The following is a 13,503-nucleotide window of genomic DNA, read 5'->3' on the forward strand; positions in this document are numbered from 1 at the left end:
AGCATGTCCACCACCGCGCGCGGCCCGCCCCGCCGGGCCGCGCGGCGCTGCCGCTCCGCTCCCGTCCCCGCGCGGCGCACGCCCTCCACCAGTCTGGACACCGCGTCCAGGTCGCCGGCCTCCTCCAGCGCCGGGGCCGCGCGGGCGACGAGTCCGTCCAGCAGCCGCCGCACCGGGACGGCACGGTGCGACACCGGGTCCACCATCGCCCCGTCCAGACCGTGCCGGGCCGCGTTCCACAGCGCCGCCGCGCACACCTGCCCGTCCACCCGCGGCGCCTCGCGGCCCGCCGCCAGATCCGCCAGCGCGGCGGCCACCAGGCCCCGCACCAGCGCGGCCTGCAGCACCGCCTCGTCCGCGGTCGCCGCCGCGTCCCCCGCCCGCACCTCCACCGTCGGCCACCGCGGCGACGGCCGCGCCAGCCAGAACGTCATCGCCCCGTCCACCAGCGCGCCCGACTCCACCAGCGCCGCGACCCGCGCGTCGTAGTCGGCCGCCGACGCCGACCACGGCGGCACGCCCGCCCCGGGGAACCGCGCCATCTCCATCATCCGGCGCGCCGCGTAGCGGGTGGGGCGCCCGCGGTCGAACGGGGAGTTGGCCGCCAGCGCGACCAGCACCGGCAGCCACGGCCGCAGATGGTTCACCACCGCCACCGCCGCCTCCCGGTCCGGGACGCCGACGTGCACATGGCAGCCGCACGCCTGGTAGTCCTCGACCACGTCGCCGTAGGCGGACACGATCGCGGCGAACCGCTCGCCCCACGCCGCCGGCGGCGGGCGGCCGCCCAGCACCGGCGTCCCCGCCGCCACCAGCAGCGCGCCGCGCTCCCGCGCCGCCTCCGCCAGCCGCGCCCGCCCGTACCGCAGCTGCGCGCGCAGGCCCGCCAGGTCGTGGCACACCCCCGTGACCGCCTCCACCTGCGACCCCAGCAACTCGGTGTGGAACGACCCACCCGAGGCCCGCCACCGGTGCGGCCCGGCCCATTCCAGGACGTCCTCGGCGTGGCCGACGCACTCCCCCGACCCCGGGTCCACCAGCAGGAACTCCTCCTCCACCCCGAGACTGACCCCCGGCGCGTGCCCCCCGACGCCTCCGCCCATGCCGAGTCCCCCTCACTCGTACAGACCCCCTCACCTCGGGGGATTCCCGCCCAGAACGTCCCCTCCCTCCCCCGCCCGAGATCCTTTACGCCGCCGCCGTCCGTCGTGCTGACCGGATCGTTCCGCTTCCCGTCGCGATGACGCCTGTCGGGCGCCGCCGCGCCCGGCCAGGATCGACCCATGAACCGAGCGCTCCTCGTCATCGACGTCCAAGAGTCCTTCCGCCGCCGCCCCAACTGGGCGGCGGTCTCGGCGCCCGACATCGCCGCCCGCGCCGCGCGCCTGGCCGCCGCCGCCCGCGCCGCGGGCGACCTGGTCGTGTGGATCCTGCACGCCGAACCCGGCACCGGGAACCCCTTCGACCCCGCGCTCGGCCACGTGCGCCTCATGGACGGCCTGGCGCCCGAGCCCGGCGAGCCCGTCATGACCAAGACCTCCCGCAACGCCTTCACCACCACCGGCCTGCAGCAGCTGCTCACCGAACGCGGCGTCGGCGAGGTCACCGTCTGCGGCATCCAGACCGAGCAGTGCTGCGAGACCACCGCACGCCTGGCCGCCGACCTCGGCTACCGCGTCGCCTTCGTCACCGACGCCACCGCCACCTTCCCCATCGAGCACCGCGACGCCCCGCCCGGCCGCCCCCTGGCCGAGATCCTCGCCGATCCCGCCACCCTGCCCACCGACCAGATCATCGCCCGCACCGAGTACGCCCTGGCCGGACGGTTCGCCGCGATCGCCTCGCTCGACGACCTCGCACCCGCCCCGGTAGGCTGACCGGATCGTGACCCGCGTCGTCTTCCTGCTCGTCCCCGGCCTGCACCTGCTCGACCTGGCCGGGCCCGCCCAGGTGTTCGGCACCGCCGCCGACGCCGGCCTGCCCTACCGGCTCGCCTACGTCGCCGACCGCACCGCCCCCGGGGACGAGCCGGAGACCGCGCCCCCCTCCGCCGCCGCGCCCGCGACCGTGCCCGCGACCGTGCCCACCGCGCAGGGCGTCGCCCTCCAGGCCCCCACCGCATGGCCCGACCTCACCGCGGCCGACATCGTCCTGGTCCCCGGATGGCGCTGGGGCGACGGCGAACCCCACGCCCCGCCCGTCTCCGCCCGCGCCGCCCGCCGCCTGGCCGCCCACCACGCCGCGGGCGGCACCGTCGCCAGCGTCTGCGCCGGAGCCTTCGCCCTCGCCCACGCCGGACTGCTGGACGGGCGCCGCTGCACCACCCACCACGAGCTCCAGGACGCCCTGGCCCGCCGCCACCCGCGCGCCACCGTCGTGCGCGACGTGCTGTACGTCACCGACGGCCGCGTCGTCACCTCCGCCGGCATCGCCTCCGGCATCGACCTCGCCCTGCACCTGGTCGCCTCCCGGCACGGCCCCGGCGCCGCCGCCCGCACCGCCCGCGCCATGGTCGTGTACGCGCGCCGCAACGGCGACGAACCCCAGGCCAGCGCCCTGCTGCGGCACCGCGCCCACGTCAGCGACGCCGTCCACCGCGCCCAGGACCACATCGACGCCCACTACGCCGGCCCCCTGCCCCTGCACGTCCTGGCCGCCGAGGCCGGCGTCAGCGAACGCACCCTCACCCGCCGCTTCACCGCCGCCACCGGCCTGACCCCGCTGCGCTACCAGCAGGAACTGCGGCTCGAACGCGCCGAGCACCTCATCGGGCAGGGCGCCACCACCGACGCCGCCGCCCGCGCCGTCGGATTCACCGACGCCCGCATGCTCCGCCGCCTGCGCGCCCGCACCTGACCGGCACCCGCCCGCCCGCGCCGCCCGCGAGGCGGCTCAGCCGCGCAGCGCCACGTACGGGGCCAGCGCCAGCAGGCTCACCACCAGCGCCCCCTTCAGCGCCCCCGCCGGCACCGCCCGGGCGATCACCCACCCCGCCAGGACCCCCGCCAGCTCCGGGACGCCCACCAGCGCCGCCAGCGGCCAGTCGACCGCGCCCGCCGCGAGGTACCCGACCGTCCCGGCACCGGCGATCACCACCGACTGGGCCTGCGCCGCGGCCAGCGCCGACAGCACCGGCACCCCCAGCGCCACCAGCAGCGGCACGCACAGCATCGGCCCCCCGACCCCGAACATCGCGCCCGCCGCCGCCACCCCCGCACCCACAGCCGCGGTCACCGCCTGCCCCGGACCGTCCGCCGCAGGCCCCCGGCCTCCGGGACGCCGCACCAGCACCAGCACCGCCGTCACCGCCACCAGCGCCCCCAGCAGCACGCCGAACGCCCGGCCCGTCACCAGCCCGTTCAGCAGCACCCCCACCGGCGCCCCGACCACCGCGCCCCCGCACAGCAGCACCGCCGCCCGCCGCGCCGCCGGCTCGCGCAGCTGCCCCGACCGCGTGTACACCGCCGTGCCCAGCACGCCCGTCGCGACGTTGGTGACCAGCGCCGTGCCCGCCACCTGCGCCGGCGACAGCGGCGTCAACGCGAACAGCCCCGCGGTGACCAGCACCCCGCCCGGCCCGACCGCCGTGATCCCGATCCCCGCCGCGACCGCCAGCAGCACCAGCCCCGCCACCACGCCCGGCCCCAGCCCCGCGACCGCCCCCGTCACCGGCCCTCCCGCCCGGCGCACGGCCCCCCGTCCCGCGGCGGCGGCGCTCCGCGCAACGCGCTGAGCCGGTGTGAGATACCCATTCTCGACATTGTGCGAGATCCTGCCCGCCGGTCAACGACCACGCGCAGCGGACCGCGCAAAGGCGGCCACCTGGGAAGGAACCCTTCATGGACATCACGCACTCCAAGGACGGCACCCGCATCGCCATCGACCGGACCGGCGAGGGACCCGCCCTGATCCATGTCGGCGGCGCCCTCAACGACCGCGGCTCCGGCGCGGCGCTCGCCGGGCTGCTGGCCCCGCACCGCACCGTCCTCACCTACGACCGCCGGGGGCGCGGCGACAGCGGCGACACCCCGCCCTACGCCGTCGAACGCGAGATCGAGGACCTGGCCGCCGTCATCGAGGCCGCCGGCGGGTCCGCCGCGGTTTACGGGATGTCGTCCGGCGCCGTCCTGGCGCTGCGCGCCGCCGCGCACGGCCTGCCCATCACCCGGCTCGCGCTGTTCGAGCCGCCCTTCAACCCCGCCCACGACGACCGCCTCACCCGCGCCCGCGCCTACAACACCGAGCTGACCGGCATGCTCGCCGACGGGCGCCCCGGGGACGCCCTCGCCCTGTTCATGACCGCCGTCGGCATGCCGGAGGACATGGTCCGCCAGATGCGGGGCGCGCCGATGTGGCCCGCGCTTGAGGAGCTCGCGCCCACCCTCGCCTACGACTCGGCGGTCATGGACGACGCCGCCACGGGCGCCGAGCTGCCGCACGACCTGCTCGCGGGCGTCTCCGTCCCGGCCCTGGTGCTGGACGGCGGCGACAGCCCCGCCTGGATGCGCGACATCGCGCGCCGCACCGCCGCGCTCCTGCCCGCCGGGACGCACCGCACCCTGGACGGCCAGACCCACGACGTCGACCCCGCCGCGCTCGCCCCGGCCCTGGAGGAGTTCCTCGCCGCCTGAGCCGCCCGGGCCCGGTCAGGGGACGGGCACCTCGACGTGACCGGGCGCGCCGCGCCTCGTCCGGGCCCGCCCGGCGGTGACCTCGGCGGCCCACGCCTCGAACGCCTCCAGGTCCGGGACGGGCACCGCCACGTCGGCCTGCACGTCCGCCCCGTAGCGGACGTCGCCGGGCTGGTGGCCGCGGGCGTGCAGGTCGCCCAGGAACCGCCCCGCCAGCGCGTGGTCCACGCCGACGGTGACCGTCACCACCGGGCGCAGCTCCACGACCCCGACGGCGTCCAGGGCGCCGGCGACCGCCTGCCCGTAGGCGCGCGCCAGACCGCCCGCGCCGAGCTTCACTCCGCCGAAGTGGCGGGTGACGACGGCGGCGGTGCCGGTCAGCCCGCGCCGCACCAGCACCTCCAGCATCGGGATCCCCGCCGTCCCGGCCGGCTCGCCGTCGTCGCCGCTCTTGGTGATCTCGCCGCGCTCGCCGACGACGTAGGCGGTGCAGTTGTGGGTGGCGTCGCGGTGCGCGCGCCGGTGCCCGGCGATGAACGCCGTCGCCTCCGCCTCGTCGGCGACGCGGGCGAGCGTGCAGACGAACCGGGACCTGCGAACCTCCAGCTCCGCCGAGCCGCCCTGTCTGATCGTGCGCATGGCGCCTGCGAGTCTACGTTCCCGCCCGGCCGCGCCGCGGCCGGGCGCGGACGCGGGTCAGACCAGCTCGATGAGGTCGGCGATGGACGCCACGACGCGGTGCGGGCGGAACGGGAACCGGGCGATCTCGTCCTTGCGGGTGACGCCCGTCAGCACCAGGATCGTCTCCAGCCCGGCCTCGACCCCGGCGACGATGTCGGTGTCCATCCGGTCGCCGATCATCGCGGTGCTCTCGCTGTGCCCGCCGACCACGTTCAGCGCCGTGCGCATCATCAGCGGGTTCGGCTTGCCGACGAAGTAGGGCTCCACGCCCGTCGCCCGGGTGATCATCGCGGCGACGGCGCCGCACGCCGGCAGCGAGCCCTCCGGGGACGGGCCGATCGGGTCGGGGTTGGTCGCCACGAACCGGGCGCCGCCCTCGATCAGCCGGATCGCGCGGGTGATCTGGGAGAAGCTGTAGGTGCGGGTCTCGCCGAGCACCACGTAGTCGGGGTCGATGTCGGTGAGGACGAAGTCCGCCTCGTGCAGCGCCGTCGTCAGGCCCGCCTCCCCGATCACGTAGGCCGACCCCTCGGGCCGCTGGTCGGCCAGGAACCGGGCGGTGGCCAGCGCCGAGGTCCAGATCGCCTCGGGCGGGACGACCAGCCCGGCCGCCGCCAGGCGGGCCGACAGGTCCCGCCGGGTGTAGATCGAGTTGTTGGTCAGGATGAGGAACGGCTTTCCGGACGCCGCCAGGCGGCGGACGAACTCCTCCGCGCCGGGGACGGGACGGCCCTCGTGCACCAGGACGCCGTCCATGTCCGACAACCAGTACTCGATCGGCTTGCGCTCGGTCATGCCCCCATTGTCGCAGGCAGGGATCTTCCTCGGGACCCTCGGCCCGGACCGGTCTCCTCCGGGCCCCGCGGCGCCGGGGCGTTGACCTGTGTGTGACACGGACCATACATTTTCGGACACGGCGCACCGAATCGTGTTCGGCGGACGGGCCGCCCGGCGGTGCGCCCACCCCGCGGGAGGCGCGACGTGCAGAACCGGGATGTCCAGGACCGGGACGTGCAGGACACCGGGCGGCCGCTGGCGGGCGTCGCCGAGGTCAGGGCGGCGATGACGGCGCCGGGGCAGCCGTTCGAGATGGCCGAGGCGCGGATCCGCGGCGTGCGGACCCGCGTGTGGAAGAACGCCCCGCCCACCCTGCGCGACGTCCTGGAGATCTCCCGCCTCCACGGCGACAAGGACTTCCTGGTCTACGGGGACGACCGGCTCACCTTCGCCGAGCACCACGCGCGGGCGGCCGCGTTCGCGCGGACGCTCGCCGACCGGTACGGGATCGCCAAGGGCGACCGGGTCGCGATCGCCATGCGCAACTACCCCGAGTGGTCGGTGGCGTTCTTCGGCGCCGCCGTCGCCGGGGCCGTCGTGGTCCCGCTCAACGCCTGGTGGAGCGCCGCGGAGCTGGAGTACGGGCTGGCCGACAGCGGCGCCAAGGTCCTGGTCGCCGACGCCGAGCGCGCCGAGCGGCTCGCCGGCGTGCTGCCGGACCTGGGCGTGGCGTGCCTGGTCGCGCGCGCGGACGGCGCCCTGCCCCCGGGAGCGGAGGCGTTCGAGGACGCCGCCGGCGTCCCGGGCACCGCGGCGTCCTCCGAAACGTCCCCGCCCGAGGCACCCCTGCCCGACGTTCCTCTCGACCCCGAGGACGAGGCGACGATCTTCTACACCTCCGGCACCACCGGCCGGCCCAAGGGCGCCCTCGGCACGCACCGCAACATCGCCGGCAACCCCGTCAGCCTCGCCTACGGGGTCATGTCGGCGGGCGTGCGCGCCGGCCGCACGGTCGAGGAGCTCGCGGCGCCGCAGCCGCGCGTGACGCTGCTGAGCGTCCCGTTCTTCCACGCCACCGGCTGCCACTCGGTGCTGGTGTCCAGCGCCCTGCAGGGCGGCACGGTGGTGCTGATGTACAAGTGGGACGTCCGCAGGGCGCTGGAGCTGATCGAGCGGGAGCGGGTCACCGGGTTCGGCGGCGTGCCGACGATGGCCTGGCAGGTCCTGACCTCCCCCGACTTCGCCGAGTTCGACACCTCCAGCCTCACCGGCGTCAGCTACGGCGGCGCGCCGGCCGCGCCCGCCCTCGTCGACAAGATCAGGGAGCGGCTGCCCGAGCGGATGCCCGGCAACGGCTACGGCCTCACCGAGACCTCCTCGGTCACCACCTACAACGGCGGCGTGAACTACCTGGAGCGGCCCGACAGCGTCGGCCCGCCCGTCGCGGTCTGCGACGTCAAGGTCGTGGGGCCCGCCGGGGAGGAGCTGCCGGCCGGCGAGGTCGGCGAGCTGCTCATCAAGGGGCCCAACGTCATCAAGGGCTACTGGAACAGGCCCGAGGCGACCGCGGCCGCGTTCACGGACGGCTGGTTCCACAGCGGCGACCTGGCCCGCCTGGACGACGACGGGTTCGTCTACATCGTCGACCGCGCCAAGGACATGCTGATCCGCGGCGGGGAGAACATCTACTGCGCCGAGGTCGAGGCCGCCCTCTACGAGCATCCCGCCGTCGCCGACTGCGCCGTGATCGGCGTCCCGCACCAGGTGCTCGGCGAGGAGGTCGGCGCGGTCGTCGTGCCGCGCCCCGGCGCGGCGGTGTCCGAGCGCGACCTGCGGGAGTTCCTGGGCGGGCGGATCGCCGCGTTCAAGGTGCCCGCGCACGTGTGGTTCCGCGAGCAGGGACTGCCCCGCAACCCCGGCGGCAAGATCCTCAAGACGCGGCTGCGGGAGGAGCTGCTCGGCCGCCCCCCGGTATCGTGATCTTGTGATGAGCGACGAACCCGGCCCAGCCCACCGCCAGATCGACGCCCCGGGCCTCGCGCCCGGGCCCGGATACAGCCACGCCGTGTCCGTCGACGTGCCCGGCCGGCTCGTGGTGATCAGCGGCCAGATCGCGCTGGACTCGGCGGGGAACCTGGTCGGCCCCGGCGACCTGGAGGCCCAGACCCGGCAGGTGTTCGCCAACCTGGAGACCGCGCTCACCGCCGCCGGCGCCCGCTGGGAGCACGTCGTGCGGCTCGGCTACTTCCTGCGCGACGCCGGCGGCGCCCCGGTCGTGCGCGCCGTGCGCGCCGAGTTCGTCCCCGAGGGCGTCGCGCCCGCCGCGTCGCTGGTCGAGGTGTCGCGCCTGGTCCGCGACGACCTGCTGGTGGAGATCGAGGCCCTCGCCGTCGTCCCCGCCGGCTGACGGGCGCGCACGCGGGCGCCGGCCCCGGACGCGCGACGGGGCGCCCCCGGCCATGGGGGCGCCCCGTCCACGTGCGCTGAGGTCAGACGTTCACCCCGAAGTCGGACGCGATGCCCGACAGGCCCGAGGCGTAGCCCTGGCCCACCGCGCGGAACTTCCACTCGGCGCCGTTGCGGTACAGCTCGCCGAACACCATCGCGGTCTCGGTCGAGGCGTCCTCCGACAGGTCGTAGCGCGCGATCTCGCTGTTGTCGGCCTGGTTCACCACGCGGATGAAGGCGTTGCGGACCTGCCCGAAGCTCTGCTGGCGCTTGTCGGCGTCGTAGATCGAGACCGGGAACACGATCTTGGCGATCTCGGCGGGGACGGCGCTCAGGTTCACCTTGATCGCCTCGTCGTCGCCCTCGCCCTCACCGGTGAGGTTGTCGCCGGTGTGCTCGACCGAACCGTCGGGGCTCTTGAGGTTGTTGAAGAACACGAAGTGCTGGTCCGACAGGACCTTGTTCTCCGCCGAGCACAGCAGGGCGCTGGCGTCCAGGTCGAAGTCGGTGCCGGTCGTGGTCCGCACGTCCCACCCCAGACCAACCACGACGGCGGTCAGTCCGGGGGCCTCCTTGGTCAGCGAGACGTTGCCGCCCTTGCTCAGACTGACTCCCACTGTGTCTACCTCCGTATCGGCTGCGGGTGCCACCACCCGCGTGCGGTATGTCTAACGAGAACGGTAGCCACCTTGCGCCGGTTCCCCCGCCTCCTTGGCGAATTCGCGGCGTGGCGTGCCGTTTCTTCCCGGATGTGCCCCTTCAGGCCAGGAACGCGGCGGGCGCGGTGACCGGGGCGGGCAGGTCGAACGCGGCGGCCAGCTCCGCCGCGCGGGCCGCCAGCTCGTCGCAGGCGCGGCGCCGCGCGGCCCCCAGCTCGTCCAGGATCCCCGGCGGGACGACCCCCTCGTTGAGCAGGACGGCGGCGCGGCGTTCCAGCCGGTCCAGCGCGTGCAGGCGCAGGACGGGCCCGAGCGCCCGCGGCCCGGCGCCGGCGGCCGAGGCGAGGATCTCCAGGATGATCCGGTCGGCGCAGGCGGTGGCGGTCCGCTCCGCCAGCGCCAGGTTGCCGTTCCAGGCGGTGAAGGCGTCCTGCCCGTCGCGCAGGGCGGCCTGGACCCGTCCGGCGAGCCGGTCGCGCAGGCGGCGCTCGGCGTCGCGCGCCAGGAACAGCCACACGCGCGGAGAGTCCAGGTCGCCGTCGTCGGGCGGCCCGAGCTCGGGTTCGGGCGGGACGTAGCGGTCGCGGTCGGCCATCGCGCGCGCGGTGTCGTAGAGGATGAGCTGGTTGTCGCCGCCGGCGTTCTGGTAGGCGTGCGTCAGGCCCCGGTAGGCGTTGAGGCGCTCGACGGCCGCGAACCCGGGGGCGCCGCTGTGCACCCGGCACGCCGACACCGTCTCCTGCGCCTGGACGGTCGCGGCGGCCTTCAGAAGCGCCAGGTCCCGGTCGACCGCCGACCACGGCGCCCACGCGGTCGCCGGCCCCCCGGCCTCGCCCGCGTCCCCCGCCTCGACCGCCGGGTGGTCCGGAGGCCGCGGGGTGGTGACGTGGGCGGCGACGGCGGTGAGGGCGTAGGCGGACGCCAGCGCCCCCAGCACCGCCTCCTGCTGGTTGCGGTAGTCGGTCAGGGGGCGGCGCGGCGCCAGCCGGCCGAGGGTGGAGCGGCCCGCCGAGTGGGCCAGCAGCATCCCGGCGGCCGCCCGGGTGATCGCGGCGGAGGCCGACACGACCGCCCGCCACACCGGCGGGGCGATGCCCATCGAGCGGGTGAGCCGGGCGGCCGCGGGACCGTGCGGGTCGTGGAAGTCCCCGTCGGGCCCGATGGCCGCGCCGTCGCGCAGCCACGCCCCGTAGGGGACGCGGACGTCCTCCAGCAGGACGGCGGCGTAGTCGATCTGCAGCCCGGTGGTCTCGGGCGCCGGGATGATCCGCACGCCGGGCGGGGCTGCGCCGCCGGGTCCGCGCAGCGGCACGGCGAACACGAACACGCCGCGCTCCTGGCCGCCGTGGACGAGGGTGGCGTAGACGGCGGCGGTCTTGGGCAGGTCGGGATGGGCGGTGTTGGTGGGGAACTTGGCGGCCTGCGCGTCGGGGGTGCTGAGGACGAACCCGCCCGTGGCGGGGTCGTGGCGGGCGACGGTGCGGGGCGACAGATGGCTGTTGCTGCGTCCCACCTCGGTCATCAGCAGCGTGCCGAACGAGTCCATCGACTCCAGGGACTCGCGCAGGGGCCGCGTCTCCTCCTGCCCGGCGCCGAACCGCAGGACCGGGCCGAGCGCGAGCGTGTAGTGCAGCAGCATCATGTGGAACAGCGGCGGGTCGGCGATCGCGGCGCGCTCCAGCAGCGCGCACAGGGCCGGCGGGTCGGCCAGCAGCTCGCCGGCGGGCGGCGCGGCCAGCCCGGCGCGGCGCAGCCGCTCGTAGGTGAGCGCGTGCCGGTCGGGCGCGGTGAGCCCGCCGGGGACGGTGAAGAACTCCTCGGGGACGGCCTCCTCCAGCCGCGCGCGCGTCTTGGCGTCGAGGGAGGAGCCGTGCACGAACTGCCGCAGGGCGTCGGCGTCGGAGGTCATGAGGGGTCCTTTCGCTCGCCGGAGGGGGTGACGCCGGGGGCGGCCTTGCCGGTCAGGCCGTGGCGGGGGCGGTCGCGCAGCGGCGCCATCGTCCGCGCGTCCGGCAGGGTCAGCCGCGCGCACTGGCACAGCGCGTTGCCCGCGCCGGCCTCGGTGAACACCGTCGCGCCCGCCGCGTGGACGGCGCGCAGGGAGTCCGGCAGCCGGACGGGTTTGACGATGCAGTCGGCCATGGCGCGGTGCAGGTCGTCGTCGTCGCGGTAGGCGCGGCCGCGGACCGGCGAGTGGACCGTCAGCTCCAGGGGCCGCTGTGGGAAGCCGCGGATCATCGCGTACCACTCCTCGTCGGCGCCGGCCATCGCGGGATGGTGGGACAGGTAGGGCACCGCGAGCCGCACGGCGTTCACGCCCTGGCCGCGCGCGGTGTCCAGGACGGCGTCCAGGGGCCCGTCGGGTCCCGACACGACCGTGACCTGCGGGGCGTTCAGGCACGCGACGACCACCTCCGGCGCGCCGGCGGCGTCGATGCAGGCGCGGGTGCGGTCCTCCCCGGCCTCCAGGAGCCCCATGCCGCCGCCCCCGCCGTGCCGGGCCAGGACGCCGACGGCGGCCACGCCCATGCGGGCGCCGTCGGCGATGGAGAACGCGCCCGCGCACACCAGCGCGGCGATCTCTCCGAAGCTCTGCCCGACCGCGAAGCGGGGGTGGACGCCGTGGGCGCGCAGGGCGCGGTCGACGGCCACGGACGCGGCGTACCCGGCGAGCTGGGCGACGCCGGGGGTGCGGGCGGCCTCCCGGTAGCCGCCGGGATCGTCCATGAGGATCGTGCGCAGGCGCGGCCAGCCCTTGGGGGGAAGGCCCTCCTGGACGGCGTCCAGGACGTCGGCGACGGCTCGGGCGGCGCCGGCGCCGGTGCGGGCGAGGGCGGGCAGGTCGGGGACCCCGGCGGAGCCGGTGCCGGGGAACAGGAAGGCGCAGACGTCGTCGGGTTCGAGCTGTTCGGCCGGGCGGAATCGGGGTGCGGGCACGCGGGGTCTCCTTACCTGGAAGGAAGGCTGCCTTTTCCTTTTAGCCAACGGCCGCTTAGCTCTCAGTTATGGACCAAAACCCTGAAATGGGATTATTCACTTATGGGATGGGACTGACAACCGCCAGTCCGGTGATGGGAAGAGGCCCCGCATGACCGTGCCCGACGCGCACCGGCCGGACCGGGCGGACCACAGCGGAGCGGCGCGGGACGGCGGGCGGGGGTGGGCCATCCGCGGAACCGGCGCCCACCTGCCCCGCGACGTCGCTCACAGCGCCGACCTGTCCCGCTCGCTCGGCCTGGAACCGGACTGGATCGAGCGCCGCACCGGGATCAGGCGGCGGCACGTCGTCGCCCCCGGCGAGGCCGCCTCCGACCTGGCCGCGGCCGCCGCCCGCCGGGCGCTGGAGGCCGCCGGGCTGGACGCCGCCGACCTCGGCCTGATCGTGCTCGGCACCTCCACGCCCGACGTGATCGCCCCGTCCACCGCCTGCCGCGTGCAGACGATGCTGGGCGCCCGCCGCGCCGCCGCGTTCGACATCTCCGCCGCCTGCACCGGGTTCGTGTTCGGGCTGCAGACCGCGATCGGCTGGCTGGCCACCCAGCGCGGCGCGCCCCCCTACGCCCTGGTCGTCGGCGTCGAGGTCTACTCGCGGTTCCTCAACCCCGGCGACCGCGCCACCGCCGCGCTGTTCGGCGACGGCGCCGCCGCCGTGGTCGTCGGGCCCGCCCCGGCCGGGCACGGCATCGGCCCCATCACCCTCGGATCGGACGGCTCGGGCGCGGACGACGTGCTCATCCCCGCGGGCGGCAGCCGCCTGCCCGCCACCGCCGAGACCCTCGCCGCGCTCGGCCACACCATCCACATGGACGGCCGCGCCGTCCGCGACTTCATCACCGCGATCTTCCCGCGGCTGGTGGCCGAGGCGACCGAGGCCGCCGGGGTCAAGCCCGCCGACCTGGCCCTGGTCATCCCGCACCAGCCCAACCCGCGACTGGTCGCCGCGCTGGCCCCCGACGCCGGGCTGGACCCGGCGCAGCTGGCGATCGTCGGGGACGAGGTCGGCAACATCGGCGCCGCCAGCATCCCCTTCGCCCTCGACCGCGCCGTGCGGACGCACCGGATCGGCCCCGGCGACCTGGTGCTGCTCGCCGGGTTCGGCGCGGGACTGACCTGGGGGCACACGCTCATCACCTGGCCCCCGCCCTGATCCGCGCCCCGGCCGCGGGCAGGCGTGACGGCCGAGGGCCCCCCGGGCCGGCCGGGGGCGGGGGCCCCCCCCCGCCGGGGCGCCCCGCCCCCCCGCGCCGGCGGCCGCGCACCCCCGGGGGGGGGCGCGGCGGGGGCGGGGCGCGCGGGGGGCCCCGCCC

General features: G+C 76.4%; 13 protein-coding genes. 6 read left to right on the forward strand and 7 right to left on the reverse strand.

What is annotated here, in order from left to right; genetic code table 11:
• The coding region (locus tag AB0C69_RS24240; protein WP_360357196.1) for a glutamate--cysteine ligase at positions 1-1,103 on the reverse strand (1,103 nt) is incomplete at its 3' end.
• A 180-nt stretch (positions 1,104-1,283) separates the two neighbouring features.
• On the opposite strand from AB0C69_RS24240, the gene AB0C69_RS24245 reads away from it, so the two are divergent.
• Positions 1,284-1,877, forward strand: a complete 594-nt coding sequence (locus AB0C69_RS24245; RefSeq protein WP_345187235.1) for an isochorismatase family protein — start codon at positions 1,284-1,286, stop codon at positions 1,875-1,877.
• A gap of 7 nt (positions 1,878-1,884) precedes the next feature.
• Positions 1,885-2,856, forward strand: a complete 972-nt coding sequence (locus AB0C69_RS24250) for a DJ-1/PfpI family protein (protein ID WP_360357201.1) — start codon at positions 1,885-1,887, stop codon at positions 2,854-2,856.
• A 36-nt stretch (positions 2,857-2,892) separates the two neighbouring features.
• On the opposite strand, the gene AB0C69_RS24255 is transcribed toward AB0C69_RS24250, so the two are convergent.
• Complete coding sequence (locus tag AB0C69_RS24255; protein ID WP_360357204.1) at positions 2,893-3,669, reverse strand: sulfite exporter TauE/SafE family protein; 777 nt, start codon at positions 3,667-3,669, stop codon at positions 2,893-2,895.
• Positions 3,670-3,839: 170 nt separating this feature from the next.
• Here AB0C69_RS24255 and AB0C69_RS24260 point away from each other — a divergent pair, with 170 nt between their 5' ends.
• Complete coding sequence (locus AB0C69_RS24260) at positions 3,840-4,631, forward strand: alpha/beta hydrolase (protein WP_360357206.1); 792 nt, start codon at positions 3,840-3,842, stop codon at positions 4,629-4,631.
• A 15-nt stretch (positions 4,632-4,646) separates the two neighbouring features.
• Here AB0C69_RS24260 and AB0C69_RS24265 read toward each other — a convergent pair whose 3' ends face one another.
• Together AB0C69_RS24265 and AB0C69_RS24270 are read right to left on the reverse strand one after the other, a co-directional pair.
• Positions 4,647-5,270: a YigZ family protein gene (locus tag AB0C69_RS24265; RefSeq protein WP_360357209.1), complete on the reverse strand. Its 624-nt coding sequence runs from the start codon at positions 5,268-5,270 to the stop codon at positions 4,647-4,649.
• Positions 5,271-5,327: 57 nt separating this feature from the next.
• Positions 5,328-6,107, reverse strand: a complete 780-nt coding sequence (locus tag AB0C69_RS24270) for an HAD-IIA family hydrolase (protein ID WP_345187223.1) — start codon at positions 6,105-6,107, stop codon at positions 5,328-5,330.
• 186 nt (positions 6,108-6,293) lie between these two features.
• On the opposite strand from AB0C69_RS24270, the gene AB0C69_RS24275 reads away from it, so the two are divergent.
• Together AB0C69_RS24275 and AB0C69_RS24280 are read left to right on the forward strand one after the other, a co-directional pair.
• Complete coding sequence (locus tag AB0C69_RS24275) at positions 6,294-8,069, forward strand: class I adenylate-forming enzyme family protein (RefSeq protein WP_360357213.1); 1,776 nt, start codon at positions 6,294-6,296, stop codon at positions 8,067-8,069.
• A 7-nt stretch (positions 8,070-8,076) separates the two neighbouring features.
• Entirely contained in the window at positions 8,077-8,496 is a 420-nt protein-coding gene (locus tag AB0C69_RS24280) for a RidA family protein (RefSeq protein WP_360357216.1), read from the forward strand.
• 82 nt (positions 8,497-8,578) lie between these two features.
• Here AB0C69_RS24280 and AB0C69_RS24285 read toward each other — a convergent pair whose 3' ends face one another.
• The 3 genes from AB0C69_RS24285 to AB0C69_RS24295 form a co-directional block, all read right to left on the reverse strand.
• Positions 8,579-9,154 (reverse strand): TerD family protein, encoded by a 576-nt coding sequence (locus tag AB0C69_RS24285; RefSeq protein ID WP_345187213.1) that lies wholly within the window; start codon positions 9,152-9,154, stop codon positions 8,579-8,581.
• A 142-nt stretch (positions 9,155-9,296) separates the two neighbouring features.
• Positions 9,297-11,105, reverse strand: a complete 1,809-nt coding sequence (locus tag AB0C69_RS24290; protein ID WP_360357218.1) for an acyl-CoA dehydrogenase — start codon at positions 11,103-11,105, stop codon at positions 9,297-9,299.
• Entirely contained in the window at positions 11,102-12,133 is a 1,032-nt protein-coding gene (locus tag AB0C69_RS24295; protein WP_360357221.1) for an acyltransferase domain-containing protein, read from the reverse strand. Before AB0C69_RS24295 ends, AB0C69_RS24290 begins: the two co-directional genes overlap by 4 nt.
• A 151-nt stretch (positions 12,134-12,284) precedes the next feature.
• Between AB0C69_RS24295 and AB0C69_RS24300 the strand changes: the two genes are divergently transcribed.
• The gene (locus AB0C69_RS24300; protein WP_345187206.1) at positions 12,285-13,343 is read left to right on the forward strand and encodes a beta-ketoacyl-ACP synthase 3; all 1,059 of its coding nucleotides are present in this window, start codon (positions 12,285-12,287) and stop codon (positions 13,341-13,343) included.
• Positions 13,344-13,503 lie beyond the last annotated feature (160 nt).

The organism is Actinomadura sp. NPDC048032, from assembly GCF_040653175.1.
Classification (GTDB): domain Bacteria; phylum Actinomycetota; class Actinomycetes; order Streptosporangiales; family Streptosporangiaceae; genus Spirillospora; species Spirillospora verrucosospora.

Bases quoted from the DNA above. Each gene is read 5' to 3' on its own strand.
- AB0C69_RS24300 (WP_345187206.1), top strand. From the start codon at position 12,285: ATGACCGTGCCCGACGCGCACCGGCCGGACCGGGCGGACCACAGCGGA.
- AB0C69_RS24280 (WP_360357216.1), top strand. From the start codon at position 8,077: ATGAGCGACGAACCCGGCCCAGCCCACCGCCAGATCGACGCCCCGGGC.
- AB0C69_RS24290 (WP_360357218.1), bottom strand. From the start codon at position 11,105: ATGACCTCCGACGCCGACGCCCTGCGGCAGTTCGTGCACGGCTCCTCC.
- AB0C69_RS24270 (WP_345187223.1), bottom strand. From the start codon at position 6,107: ATGACCGAGCGCAAGCCGATCGAGTACTGGTTGTCGGACATGGACGGC.
- AB0C69_RS24265 (WP_360357209.1), bottom strand. From the start codon at position 5,270: ATGCGCACGATCAGACAGGGCGGCTCGGCGGAGCTGGAGGTTCGCAGG.
- AB0C69_RS24260 (WP_360357206.1), top strand. From the start codon at position 3,840: ATGGACATCACGCACTCCAAGGACGGCACCCGCATCGCCATCGACCGG.
- AB0C69_RS24245 (WP_345187235.1), top strand. From the start codon at position 1,284: ATGAACCGAGCGCTCCTCGTCATCGACGTCCAAGAGTCCTTCCGCCGC.